We start from the raw sequence: 12827 nt of genomic DNA, 5'->3' as shown, positions 1-12827 counted from the left end.
CGCCCCCTGCTCTGGAGAAGCCATGTACTGCAAGACCCATTACGCCACCCATCCCGACGCCATCAAGGGCGCCAGCAACGATCAGCTGCGCGAGCTGTACCTGCTCGATGGCCTGTTCAACGCCGATGCGGTGACCCTGAAGTACACCCACTACGAGCGCTTCGTGCTGGGCGGTGCGGCGCCGGTCAACGGCCCGCTGTCGCTGCCGGCGCAGACCGAACCGGCGTCGGCCGCTGGCCATCCGTTCCTGGAGCGTCGCGAGCTGGGCATCATCAACGTCGGCAGCGGCACCGGTACGGTCACCGTCGATGGCACCGTGTACACGCTGGGGCCGAAGGATGGTCTGTACGTGGCGATGGGCAGCAAGGACGTCGTCTTCGCATCGCAGGACGCTGCCAACCCGGCGCAGTTCTACCTGGCCTCGACCCCGGCGCATGCGCGCTTTGAAACCAAGCAGTTGTCGATCAAGGACGCGGTGGCACTGGATCGCGGCGCGCTGGAAACCAGCAACGAGCGCACCATCTACCAGTACATCGTGCCGGCCACCTGCCAGTCCTCGCAGCTGCTGCTGGGCCTGACCGTGCTCAAGCCGGGCAGCGTCTGGAACACCATGCCGCCGCACCTGCACGACCGCCGCAGCGAGGTCTATTTCTACTTCGACCTGGGCGACAGCGACCGCGTCTACCACTTCATGGGCGAGCCGGACGCACAGCGCCACATCGTCATACAGAACAACGAAGCGGTGGTGTCGCCGCCGTGGTCGATCCACATGGGCGCCGGCACCAGCAACTACGCCTTCATCTGGGCGATGGGTGGTGAGAACCTGGATTACACCGACATGCACGTGCTGGACATCTGCCAGCTCAAGTAAGCGCCGGGCGGCCATCGCGCACGCCGTGCCGGTGGCCACCTGCCCCGCATCACGCACGCCTCTACCAAGGAACGCATACGCAATGACCAATCCCTTCAGCCTGGAAGGAAAAGTCGCTCTGGTAACCGGTGGCAATACCGGCCTGGGCCAGGGCATCGCGGTGGCGCTGGCTGCCGCAGGCGCCGATGTCGCCGTGGCCGGCATCGCCCCGCCCACCGAAACCATCGAGAAGATCACCGCACTGGGCCGCCGCTGCCTGGCGGTGGAAGCCAACCTGATCAGCATCGAGCCGGTCGAGCGCGTGGTGCGCGAAACCCTTGAGGGCCTGGGCAGGCTGGACATCCTGGTCAACAACGCCGGCCTGATCCGCCGCGCCGACGCGGTGGATTTCAGCGAGCAGGACTGGGACGACGTGATGAACGTCAACATCAAGTCGGCGTTCTTCATCTCGCAGGCCGCCGGCCGCCATTTCATCGCCCAGGGCAGCGGCAAGATCATCAACATCGCCTCGATGCTGTCGTTCCAGGGCGGCATCCGCGTACCGTCGTACACCGCCAGCAAGAGCGGCATCGCCGGCATCACCCGCCTGCTGGCCAACGAGTGGGCGGGCAAGGGCGTGAACATCAACGCGATCGCGCCGGGCTACATGGCCACCGACAACACCGCCGCGCTGCGCGCTGACCAGGACCGCAACAAGGCGATCCTCGAGCGCATTCCGGCCGGCCGTTGGGGTACGCCGGAAGACCTGGCCGGCGCGGCAGTGTTCCTGGCCTCGTCGGCGTCGGATTACATCAACGGTGCGGTGCTGCCGGTCGATGGTGGCTGGCTGGCGCGGTAATGCCTGGTTTTCGGTAGTGCCGGCCACCGGCCGGCATTTCCACCGACGCTCAACGCATCCATGAAGTTGCCGGCCAGCGGCCGNCACTACCAGGGCCCGGCCATGCGGAAACTGTTGTTGCTGTTGCTGTTGTCGAGCGCCGCCGCGCAGGCGGCGCCAGTGCGGTTGTTCATTGCCGGTGACTCCACTGCGGCCGAATACGGGCCCGAGCGTGCGCCGCAGGCGGGGTGGGGCCAGGCGCTGCAGAGCTACCTGGATCCGGCGCGCTTCGAAGTGCGGAACCACGCCAAGGGTGGGCGCAGCACGCGCAGCTTCATCGACGAAGGGCGGCTGGATGCGATTGGCCGCGAGCTGCGTCGCGGCGACGTGCTGCTGATCCAGTTCGGCCACAATGATGCCAAGTTCGAAGACCGCACGCGCTACACCGATCCGGACAGTGACTACCCGCGGATGCTGATGCGCTATGTGCAGGTGGCGCGTGACAAGGGTGCCACGCCGGTGCTGGTCACGCCGGTGGCACGGCTGCTGTACGACTTTGGTTCACTGCTGGATACGCACGCGCGTTACACGTTGGCGATGCAGCAGCTGGCCACACGCGAGCACGTTGCACTGATCGACCTCAACGACCGCAGCATGCGCTGGATCCGCGCGCTGGGCGAGCAGGGTGCACGCCCGTACTTCCTGTTCGTGCCCGAGCAGAAGAAGGCCGACGGCACCCATTTCAGCGTGGCCGGTGCGAATGCCGTGGCGTGCCTGGTGCTGCGCGAGGCGGTGCAGGTTCTGCCGGCGCTGCAGCCTGCACTGGTGCGCGATATCGACTGCGATGTAATGGGGGTGGGGCAGGGCGGCGATCCTGCGCGTGCCTCGCAGGTACTGCACGAAGACACGCTGGCGCGCGCACAGCCGGGCCCGCATGGCGGCGCCGGGCCGACCACGGCGTACCCGTTCTTCGCCGATGCTCAGGGTCTGCCGTTCGTGCTGCGCAAGCGCGTGCTGCACAAGGGTGCGGGCATCGGCCTGCATCCGCAGCACAAGGATGAGATCTACTACATCGTGAGCGGGCAGGGCAGCTATGTGCTGGATGGAAAACAGCACGATGTGCGTGCGGGGCATGCGTTGCTGACGCGCAAGGGCAGCAGCCATGCGCTGCAGCAGGTGGGTGATGAGGATCTGGTGGTGCTGCTGGCGTATCCGCGGTAGCTGAAACGCAGCCGAGCGTGCGCTCGGCTCTACAACGGCTCCGGGCCGAAATGCTTCAAGCCCAGTCGTGCCAGATCTTCCGGGCGGGCGTAATAGTCGCCCTCGAATGCCTCCAGCGCCTGCTGCTCGTCTTCGCTCATCGCGCCGTACAGATCGGTCAGTTCCTTGATCGCCGGGTCGTCTTCCAGCCGGTCCAGCAGACCGCGCATGCCGGCCAGGATCGCGTGCGTCTGCACTGCCCCCATCGCCTGCAATGCACGCAGTGCCAGCTGGCAGGTCGGGTCGCCCCAGTTGCACAGGAACTGCATGAAGCCGCCGTTGTTGATGTCCGCTTCCATCCGCCACAGCGCCACCAGCTGCTGGTCTTCATCGGACAGCGCATCGAGCGACCACGCGGCGGCCTTCAGGCGCGCCAGCGCGGCTTCATAGCGGTCATCCCACACCTGGTTCGGAACATCGACCACGCCGCGTCCCTGCGCCGGTAGCAGCGCGGGCCAGTTCACGCCCAGCCCATCGGGCGTGAGTACCCACTGCGCGCGCTGTTCAGCCGTGGCCTCGAACAGCGCAGGCGCCCAGCTTAACGGCTGCCGGGTGCGGCGGCCGTCGGCCAGGGTCAACAGGATGAAGTCGTCATCGAAGCTGATGTCGATGACACGCAGGGAAGCGAAAGCGTCGGTCATGCGAGTCAGGATAGCGGACCCGCCTGTGGCTCACACGTCGCCGCCGTCCGCCCAACCTTCGCCCGTGCCGGCCTGGAACACGCGGTCGTCGGCCTGCACGTCGCCCGCCGGCAGGTGCGCTTGGTCGGCCAGCGCGGCATAGATCGGGGTGAAGTCCGGCGACGTCGCCTGCATCAGCTGCTCGAAGCTGTCGATGACGAAATAGGTCTTCTGGAAGGTGTCGATGCGGTAGCGCGTGCGCATGATCCGCTGCAGGTCGAAACCGATGCGGTTCGGTGCGGCCGACTCCAGCGAGTACAGCGATTCGCCCTTCGAGGAGACGATGCCGGCACCGTAGATGCGCATGCCTTCGGGCGTGTCGATCAGGCCGAACTCCACCGTGTACCAGTACAGGCGGGTCAGGTTCTGCAGCGCCTCCGGGCCGATCGCATGTGCTTTGACGCCGCCGCGGCCGTAGGCCTCCATGTAGTTGGCGAACACCGGGTTCATCAGCAGTGGCACGTGGCCGAACAGGTCGTGGAACAGGTCCGGTTCGGCGATGTAGTCGATCTGGTCGGGGCGGCGGATCCACCACGTCACCGGGAAGCGGCGGTTGGCCAGGTGGTCGAAGAAATCCAGTTCCGGCAGCAGGCCTTCCACGCCGACCAGGGTCCAGCCGGTGGCCGCGCCCAGCACTTCATTGAGCTGGTCGAAGCGCGGGATCATGTGCGCGCTCATGCCCATCTCGTCCTGCGCATCCAGGAACTCCTGGCAGGCGCGGCCGACCAGCAGTTCGCGCTGACGCTGGTACAGCGTGCTCCAGGTGGCGTGGTCGTCGGCGGTATAGGTGTCCCACGGCTGCTCGACGAGCGCGGTGGTGTACACCGGCACGTAGCCCTTGTCGGTCTGCTGGTGTTCGACGCGGCGGGGCTGGGCGAGGTCCATGGAAGACTCCTTGACGGGATACCCACGATGCTAGGGCAGGGGGCGCGCAACAGGGTTGCAAAAGTTGCGCGGATTGACCTTGTTGGCGCAATATCCTTGCGTACTCACCATGTTGCGGGGCAACAATGGCCGGAGAAGTCCAGTTCGATCGCACGGATATACGTCTGCTGGCTGAAATCCAGCGTGATGGTCGCGCCACCAACGCGGAGCTGGCGACGCGGGTGAACCTGTCGCCGTCGGCCTGCCTGCGCCGCCTGCAGCGGCTGGAAAGCGAAGGGGTGATCGTCGGCTATGGCGCGCGCCTGGAGCCCCGCCGGCTCGGCCTGGGGCTGCAGGCGTTCGTGCGCGTGCAGCTGGAAAAGCATGACCAGGCCGCGATCGGGCACTTCGTCGACAGCGTGCAGGCCTGGGATGAAGTGGTGGCCTGCCACGCCCTGACCGGCGACATGGACTATCTGCTGCACGTGTATGTGCGCGATCTGGAGCACTTCTCGCGTTTCCTGCTGGACAGGCTGCTCAACGCCGGTGGCGTGGCCGATGCCAATTCCAGCTTCGTGCTGCGCACGGTGAAGGGTTTCCAGGCATTGCCGTTGTCGCAGCTGGAATGAACCGGCGGCCGCGGTGATGTTTGACGGCGCGCGCGCGCTGGCCGAGCATCGTGGCCCGCGGCGGCCGTGCACACGCAGGCCGCGCAGTGATTCCCTCTGGCTCCGGCATGTCTGATACCCCATCCCCGACGTCTTCCCCGTTGTTCCTTCCGCTGCGCGAGCAGAGCCTGCTGCGGCACCTGAGCGACGGCACGCCGCCGGACACACCGCTGGAGCAGGCCGGCCTGCTGGTGGCCATGCTGTGCCGCCGGCAGAGGCCACCAGCCACCCAGCTGCAGCGGTTGCTGCACGACGCCTGTGCGCTGTTCGCCGCCGATGATGGCTCTGTTGCGCAGGCGCAGCTGGCGGCCAGCGCCGGACAGGACGCGCGGGCGCTGGAGGCGTGGCTGGGCGTGCTGGCCGCGCAGGACGTGCTGCTGGCACCGGACGAGGTGATGGAGGCGGTGCTGGCTGCATCGCCGGATGCCTATCCCGGCGCGGACTTCCAGACGGCGTGCAGGATCACCCTGGAAGAGCACACGATCCACTTTCCGGCGACATCGCTGGCCGAAGGCGATGACGAAGGCACCTGTGATGACGAACAGACAACGCATGCGACCCAGCACAACGGCCTGTTCACTTCCGAACAGGCACGCGTGCTGCGTGCGATCGCGGCCAATCCCGATGAATTGATCGACCTGCAGGCCTATGCCGGCACCGGCAAGGGCCATCTGGTGCTGGCGCTGCTGCAGGCTCGCCCGGGCCGTTACACCTATGTGGCGCCCACGCGTGGCCAGGTCGAGGCATTCCGCGCGCGGCTGCCGGCCGACGCCGGCACGCGCCTGCTGACCCAGATCGAGTTCGCCAACGCGATCGCCCGCCATGCCGCTGCCAACGGCCTGACCGGTGGCTTCGTGCCGACCTACCGGCAGAGCACGCTGACCCTGCGCGAGGCGGCCGCCCGCCTCGGCCTGCCGGCCATCGGTACGCGCCGGCCGGACCAGGTCCTGATGATCGCCCTGGACGCCATCAACCGGTGGTGCGCGTCGTCAGCGCCGAACCTGCAGGCCTGGCACTTCCAGCGCTCGCTGGGCGCAGCGCAGCTGGAAGCCACGCCGTTCATCGCGGCCGCGGAGTTCGTCTGGCGCTGCATGTTCGATCCGGTGGTGCAGAAGGGCGGCTGCCTGCGCCTGGATGCCGGACACATCGGCAAATGGCTGGCCCTGCGTGCCGTGCCGCTGCCGGTGTCGCTGGGCATGGTGCTGGTCGATGAGGCGCACGATCTCAGCCCTGCATGGAAACAGCTGCTGGCCACCCACGCGCCCGGCGTGGTCAGCCTGGGCGATCCGCATCAACGGCTGAGCGGACGCGTACAGCGCTGGTCATCGGCGAAAACGCTGGAGATGCACCAGTCGGTGCGGCAGGGGCGGCAGGTCGATGCGCTGGTCAACCAGTCACTGGCGTTGGACGATCTCGGTGAGCCGGCGCCTTTCGTGGGCGCCAGCGACCGCGCCACGGGCCTGCGCCGCTATGACGACTGGTCGGCGGTGCCCAGCACCGGCGCCCGCTTGTACGGCAGCCTGTGGCGGATGCTGCTGGAAGCCAACGCGCTGGTTGCGCGCGGCGCGCGCGTGCATCTGCATCCTGCGTCGCGGCAGGCGCTGTTGAAAGAAGTGGACGGTCCGATCGACGCCTGGCGCAGCGCCGCCGCTGGCGGCCCCGGACAACGCTGGGAAAGCTTCGTGCAGGTCTGTGCCAAGCGTGGACAGGCGGACATCCCCGCGCTGTTTGCCGGTGGCTTCGATGCTGCGGCGCTGCAGCGCCTGCTCGGGCAACTGGTCGATGCGGACGAGGCTAGTGTCGTGCTGTGCCTGGCCCAGCACGCCAAGAACCTGCAGTTCGCCACCGTGTCCATGGCGCCGTGCTGCTTCGACAGCGGCCATGATGCGCGCGCGCTGCACAGCCCGGTGCGCGCGGCCTATGTGGCGATCACCCGTGCCCAGCAGCAGCTGTGGCTGCCGGGGGACGCGATGGAGCAGTTGCAGCTGAGCGCACAGCGGCATGACCGGGCGGTGGATGAGCGGCGCCGGCAGCGACGCCTGGCCAGTGGCTACCCACCACCGCGGCGCTGACCGCGGCGGCCGTTCAAGCGCCGCGCGTCAGCACTTTTCCTTGCGGCCCATCAGCTTGCCCAGGCGCGAAGGCTCGTCGCACTTGGGCGCCGCCACCGGTGCCGGTGCCAATGCGGCGGCGCGGGCCTTCTGCAGCTGCTGGATCTTGGCGCGGATCTGCGGCATCGCCGCCATCGCGGCCTTCTCGCCTTCCAGGATGGCCGTGCCACGCTGGCTGAAATCGGCAGCACCGATGTCCAGCACCTTCGGCCGGATCACGATGTCGGCGCGCGCCAGTTCCTGCTCACCCAAGCGCTGGCCCATGATCGAGATCGACTGGTTGACGATGCCGAGCATGCCGGTCGGTGCCTTGCCGCTGGCCTTGCTGGAGATGTCCACGGCGATCACGAACTCGGCACCGAGCTGTCGTGCGGCATCCACCGGCACCGGGCTGACCACGCCGCCATCGATGTAGTTGCGGCCACCGATCTTCACCGGCTCGAACACCCCGGGGATGCTGCTGGACGCGCGCACCGCCTGGCCGACGTTGCCGCGCACGAAGATCGAACGCTCGCCGGTTTCCAGCTGGGTGGCGACGGCGGCGAACGGCTTCTTCAGGCGCTCGGCTGGGCGGTTGGCCACCTGTTCGTTGACGTAGTCCTGCAGCTTCTGGCCCTGCACCAGGCCACCGGAGAACAGGCGCACGTCGCGGATGCTGGCTTCATCCAGCGCCACCGCCTTGCTCTGCATCTGGAAGGCGTCCATGCCGCTGGCATACAGGGCGCCGACCACGCTGCCGGCACTGGTGCCGGACACCACCACCGGTTCGAAGCCGTTGGCCTCGAGCATCTTGATCACGCCGATGTGCGCAAAGCCCTTGGCCGCGCCGCCGCCGAGCGCGATGCCGATCTTCACCGGCTTGGCCTGCGGAACCACGGTGGGCTGCGCGGGCGGGGTGGGGCGGACCTCTTCACCACCACAACCGGCCAGCAGGCCAATCAGGGCGAAAGACAGCAGCACGCGGGGGCGGAACAGGCTCATCGGCAGTGCGCTCGCGGCGCCGGATTCAGGAAAGGGCGCCAGCATACCGAACGCACAAAATTCGTGGGTAGCGCCGGGCCATGCCCGGCGGATGGTTCAGCTGCCGCTGTGCTCGCCGGGCATGGCCCGGCGCGATCGATGCGATGTGGGGTACCGGCGGCCCGTCAGCCCAGCAGCGAACTCTCGCCGCGGCTCTTGCCGCCACCCTGCGGCGCGGCCATCCACATGCGGCCGGCCAGGCGCGAGAACGGCAGCGACTGCAGCCAGACCTTGCCCGGCCCGGTCAGGGTGGCCAGGAACACGCCCTCGCCACCGAACAGCATGCTTCGGATGCCTTTGACCCGGCGCACGTCCATGTCCACGGTCGGGTGGTAGGCGACGATGCAGCCGGTATCGACGTCCAGGCGTTCGCCGGCGGCCAGCTCACGCTCGACCACGCAGCCGCCGGCATGGATGAACACCCAGCCATCGCCTTCAAGCTTCTGCATGATGAAGCCCTCGCCGCCGAACAGGCCGGTCATGATCTTGCGCTGGAACTGCACGCCGATCTGCACGCCGCGCGCGCCCGCCAGGAAGCTGTCCTTCTGGCAGATCAGGCGCCCGCCGTGCTGGTCCAGCTTCATCGCCAGCACGGTGCCGGGATAGGGCGCGGCGAAAGCGACCTTGCCGCGGCCCTGGCCGGTCTGCGTGTAGACGGTGGCAAACAGGCTTTCACCGGTCAGCACGCGCTTGCCGGCCGCCATCACCTTGTCCATGAAACCGCCACCCTGGTCGCTGCGCGCGCCGCCGCCGAAGACGGTGTCCATCTGCACCGAGGCATCCTTGAACATCAGCGCGCCGGCCTCGGCCACCGCACCTTCGCCGGGATCCAGCTCGATTTCCACGAACTGCATTTCATGGCCGACGATGCGGAAGTCGATGCGGTCGGCGCGGCCGCCGGTTGACGCTGCTGCGGCTGCAGGGGGGACTGCAGGCATCGGCGGCGGAGCCGCGGTGCCGGTGCCGGCCTGCTGCAGGGCGGCGATTTCGGACACCGGTGTCCACCCTGTCATGCCCTGGCACCAGGCCAGCGCGCGCGGATTGGCCTGGGCGAAGCGGCGCGCGGCCTCCTCGTCGAACGGACCGACACGGTCGGCCTGGCCGGGAGCATGGAAGTACCACTGGGTCATCACAGCAGGTCCGTTGCGGGGGAAAACCCCGAGTCTAGCGGCAGCTTCCAGCGGCGCGCGAGGCGGCCATGAACGATCGGCATTTGCGAGGCAGGTGCTGTATTGCAACAATTATCTGGTAGCGCCGTTTTACCACCCCTCCAAACACAGCCTACCGCCATGTCCCCGACCCGCACTTCCCGTGGCCGCTCTCCGGTCGCGCGCCCGCTCGTTGTCGCTCTTTCCGCCCTGCTGCCGCTGGTAGCAGCCGCCCAGGAAACCCCCGCCGCCAAGGATCCGGTCGCCCTCGATGCGCTGCAGGTGACCGCACAGCGTCGTGTCGAGAACGCCAAGGACGTGCCGGTTGCGATCAGCGCGATCCAGGGCGAAAAGCTCGACGTGCTCGGTTCGGCAGGCGATGACATCCGCTTCCTTGCTGCGCGCGTGCCGAGCCTCAACATCGAGTCGTCCTACGGCCGTGCCTTCCCGCGCTTCTACATCCGCGGCCTGGGCAACACCGATTTCGACCTCAATGCATCGCAGCCGGTCTCGCTGGTGTACGACGATGTGGTGCAGGAAAGCCCGCTGCTGAAGGGCTTCCCGCTGTTCGACCTGGCCGGCGTGGAAGTGCTGCGCGGCCCCCAGGGCACCCTGTTCGGGCGCAACACCCCGGCTGGCGTGGTCAAGTTCGATTCGGCGCGGCCGTCGCAGGATGCCGATGGCTACGTGCGCGTGGGCTATGGCAGCTACAACAGCTGGAACGTGCAGGGCGCCTACGGCGGCCCGCTGACCGACCGCTGGTCCGCGCGCGTGTCGGCCATCTACCAGCGTCGCGACGACTGGGTCGACAACACCCGTGCCGGTGCACCCAACAGCGGCTTCGAAGGCTATGACGAAGCCGCCGGCCGCGTGCAGTTCCTGTACGAAGGCGATGACTTCGAAGCGCTGTTCAACCTGCACAAGCGCAAGCTCAACGGCACCGCCCGCCTGTTCCGCGCCAACATCATCGAGAAGGGCGGCAACGCGCTGGTCGAGAACTTCGACCGCGACAAGGTGGCCAACGACGGCGTCAACTTCTCCGACCTGGAAACCTGGGGCGGCAGCGCGCGCCTGCAGTGGAACCTCGGCTCGGTGACGCTGCACTCGATCACTGGCTACGAAACCGCCGAATCGCTCAACCGCGGCGACATCGACGGTGGCTACGGCGCGGCGTTCCTCGGCGCGGGCAACTCCGGCCCGGGCCTGATTCCGTTCTCGTCCGAGTCGGCCGACGGCCTGCCGCACCACCGCCAGTGGACCCAGGAATTCCGCGTGGAATCCAACGAATGGGGCCGCTTCGACTGGCAGGCCGGCGTCTTCTACTTCGATGAAGACGTCACCATCAACAACTTCAACTACGACTCGCTGACCCCGGGCAACCCGCAGACCGGCCACGTCGTGCAGCAGCAGCGCAACAAGGCGTGGGCGGTGTTCGCCTCGGGCGACTTCGATGTCACCGATCGCTTCAAGCTGCGTGCCGGCGTTCGCTATACGCAGGACAAGAAGGACTTCAGCGCCAGCGTGCTGCAGGCCGTGCCGTTCGGCACCCCGGTCAGCGGCCCGTACCTGGCCAACACCGACGTCAACGACGTCAGCTGGGATGTCAGCGGCGTGTACAAGCTGACCGACAACGTCAATGCCTATGCACGCGTGGCCAAGGGCTTCCGCGCACCGTCGATCCAGGGTCGCCTGGCGTTCGCACCGGGCCTGTCGCAGGCCGATTCGGAGAAGGTGATTTCGTACGAAGCCGGCATCAAGGCCGACCTGTTCGAACGTCGTGCGCGCCTGGGCTTCAGCGTGTTCCGCTATGACGTGGACGGCCAGCAGCTGATCGCCGTCGGTGGCAGCAACAACACCGCCACCCTGCTCAACGCCGACAAGACCATCGGCCAGGGCGTGGAGCTGGACCTGGAAGCCTACCTGGCCGACAACGTCCTGCTGACCTTCGGCAGCAGCTACAACGACACCGAGATCAAGGACAAGAACCTGGCGGTGGCGGTCTGTGGCGGCGGCTGCACCATTACCGACCCGACCACCATCATCAATGGCGGCACCTACGCGCTGGTCAACGGCAATCCGCTGCCGCAAGCGCCGAAGTGGATCCACAACGCGACCCTGCGCGTGGGCTTCCCGCTCAGCGATGGCAGCGAGCTGTATGCCTACACCGATTGGGCCTACCGCAGTGCGGTCAACTTCTTCATCTACGAGTCGCCGGAGTTCCGGGGCCGCAGCTCGCTGGAAGGTGGCCTGCGCCTGGGCTACAACTGGGATTACGGCCAGTACGACGTAGCCGTGTTCGGCCGCAACCTGACCAACCAGACCCGCGTGGTCGGCGCGATCGACTTCAACAACCTGACCGGCTTCCTCAACGAGCCGCGTACCTGGGGCGTGGAGTTCACCGCGAAGTTCTGATGCGGTTGCAGCAGTAATGCAATGACGAAGGGCCGGCGCACTGCCGGCCCTTCTGTCTTCCGCGTCCGCCGGGCATGGCCCGGCGCTATCCATGCGTCGCGCCGGCGTTTTCGGTGGCGCAGTCGCGGCTGGAATGCAGGCCGGCCTTGCGCGCAGCAGCGATCTCCCTGCGCGCGGCAAGCAGGTCGCTGTTGAACGCGGCGTTGTCGTGCAGCCGGGCCACAGCAGCGGCGCCCATGAAGCGGCCTTCGAGGATGTCGCTCTGCCAGTGCACGTTGCACACCAGGCGGCTCTCGCCGTAGTTGCGGCCGCGCGCCTGGATGGCATCGGCGCGGTCGGGTGCGATCTCCGACAGGATCAATGCCCAGGCCCAGCCGATCGAAGTGTGGCCGGACGGGTAGGAGCCGTTCTTGCGCAGGCCTTCCTCATCCTTCGGCGAGCAGGTCGGTTCACCGTTGACCATGAACGGGCGCGGGCGCTGGTAGTGGTTCTTGGCGGCCTTGGTGGCAGCACTGGCGTCGATGCGGCTGCGCTCCAGCAGGCGGTACAGGGCCGGGGTCTTCACTGCGTCGACGTCGATGTCGGCGGCACAGGAAAAATGGTTGGCACCTTCCGGAAAGCCGAGTTCGGCATCGACGCCGGCCTGGGCGAAGCGCGGGCTGCCGCGCAGCGCACGTGCCTCGCGGCTGACCTGCTCGTCCAGCGCAAAGGCCGCCGAGCCGGCGGCCGGTGGTGCCGGGACCAGGTCCATGCTGGCCGGCACGGCGGTCTTGTCCAGGTAGCCCACCGCCTTGGTGGTGACGTTGGCTTCGACGGCGGTCGGTCTGCTGGCGGTGGTGGCGGCGCAGCCGGCCAGCGACAACGCGATGGCCAGGCCCAGCAGCGGCCGGGCAGGGGGGAGGATCGACGACATGGGCAGACTCGGGCAGGGAACTCGCCGGTCATGATCGCAGCCTCGATTGCCGGCCGCAGCGTC

At 67.5% G+C, this 12827-nt stretch carries 11 protein-coding genes; 6 read left to right on the top strand and 5 right to left on the bottom strand.

Going from position 1 to position 12827, the window contains the following annotated elements; all coding sequences use genetic code 11:
• The first annotated feature begins 22 nt into the window (after positions 1 to 22).
• The 3 genes from kduI (at position 23) to TEP_RS19375 (ending at position 2909) form a co-directional block, all read left to right on the top strand.
• Entirely contained in the window at positions 23 to 871 is an 849-nt protein-coding gene (gene kduI, locus TEP_RS19385; RefSeq protein ID WP_032978442.1) for a 5-dehydro-4-deoxy-D-glucuronate isomerase, read from the top strand.
• A gap of 82 nt (positions 872 to 953) precedes the next feature.
• The gene (gene kduD / locus TEP_RS19380) at positions 954 to 1709 is read left to right on the top strand and encodes a 2-dehydro-3-deoxy-D-gluconate 5-dehydrogenase KduD (protein WP_132826369.1); all 756 of its coding nucleotides are present in this window, start codon (positions 954 to 956) and stop codon (positions 1707 to 1709) included.
• Between the two features lie 102 nt (positions 1710 to 1811).
• Positions 1812 to 2909, top strand: coding sequence for a GDSL-type esterase/lipase family protein (locus TEP_RS19375; RefSeq protein ID WP_132826368.1), 1098 nt, complete (start codon positions 1812 to 1814; stop codon positions 2907 to 2909).
• Positions 2910 to 2938: 29 nt separating this feature from the next.
• Here the strand turns inward: TEP_RS19375 and TEP_RS19370 are convergent, their stop codons facing one another.
• Positions 2939 to 3589 carry a DUF4375 domain-containing protein gene (locus TEP_RS19370; RefSeq protein WP_132826367.1) on the bottom strand — a complete coding sequence of 217 codons (651 nt, stop codon included), beginning with the start codon at positions 3587 to 3589 and terminating at the stop codon, positions 2939 to 2941.
• A gap of 30 nt (positions 3590 to 3619) precedes the next feature.
• Positions 3620 to 4513 (bottom strand): phenylalanine 4-monooxygenase, encoded by an 894-nt coding sequence (gene phhA / locus TEP_RS19365; protein WP_025875475.1) that lies wholly within the window; start codon positions 4511 to 4513, stop codon positions 3620 to 3622.
• Between the two features lie 125 nt (positions 4514 to 4638).
• Here phhA and TEP_RS19360 point away from each other — a divergent pair, with 125 nt between their 5' ends.
• A complete protein-coding gene (locus TEP_RS19360; RefSeq protein ID WP_025875473.1) occupies positions 4639 to 5121 on the top strand; it encodes an Lrp/AsnC family transcriptional regulator in 483 nt (160 codons plus the stop codon).
• 107 nt (positions 5122 to 5228) lie between these two features.
• Complete coding sequence (locus tag TEP_RS19355) at positions 5229 to 7232, top strand: hypothetical protein (RefSeq protein WP_132826366.1); 2004 nt, start codon at positions 5229 to 5231, stop codon at positions 7230 to 7232.
• A 27-nt stretch (positions 7233 to 7259) separates the two neighbouring features.
• Here the strand turns inward: TEP_RS19355 and TEP_RS19350 are convergent, their stop codons facing one another.
• Together TEP_RS19350 and TEP_RS19345 are read right to left on the bottom strand one after the other, a co-directional pair.
• Positions 7260 to 8252 (bottom strand): patatin-like phospholipase family protein, encoded by a 993-nt coding sequence (locus TEP_RS19350; protein ID WP_132826365.1) that lies wholly within the window; start codon positions 8250 to 8252, stop codon positions 7260 to 7262.
• A 164-nt stretch (positions 8253 to 8416) separates the two neighbouring features.
• The gene (locus TEP_RS19345; protein WP_132826364.1) at positions 8417 to 9421 is read right to left on the bottom strand and encodes a TIGR00266 family protein; all 1005 of its coding nucleotides are present in this window, start codon (positions 9419 to 9421) and stop codon (positions 8417 to 8419) included.
• Positions 9422 to 9580: 159 nt separating this feature from the next.
• Between TEP_RS19345 and TEP_RS19340 the strand changes: the two genes are divergently transcribed.
• Positions 9581 to 11851: a TonB-dependent receptor gene (locus TEP_RS19340; RefSeq protein WP_132826363.1), complete on the top strand. Its 2271-nt coding sequence runs from the start codon at positions 9581 to 9583 to the stop codon at positions 11849 to 11851.
• Positions 11852 to 11936: 85 nt separating this feature from the next.
• Here TEP_RS19340 and TEP_RS19335 read toward each other — a convergent pair whose 3' ends face one another.
• Positions 11937 to 12764, bottom strand: coding sequence for a phosphatase PAP2 family protein (locus tag TEP_RS19335; protein ID WP_132826362.1), 828 nt, complete (start codon positions 12762 to 12764; stop codon positions 11937 to 11939).
• Positions 12765 to 12827: the final 63 nt, after the last annotated feature.

The organism is Stenotrophomonas sp. TEPEL, assembly GCF_004348785.1.
Lineage (GTDB): Bacteria > Pseudomonadota > Gammaproteobacteria > Xanthomonadales > Xanthomonadaceae > Stenotrophomonas > Stenotrophomonas indicatrix.
Note: the sequence above shows the minus strand (reverse complement) of the source record. Positions and strands in the feature narration are given on the sequence as shown.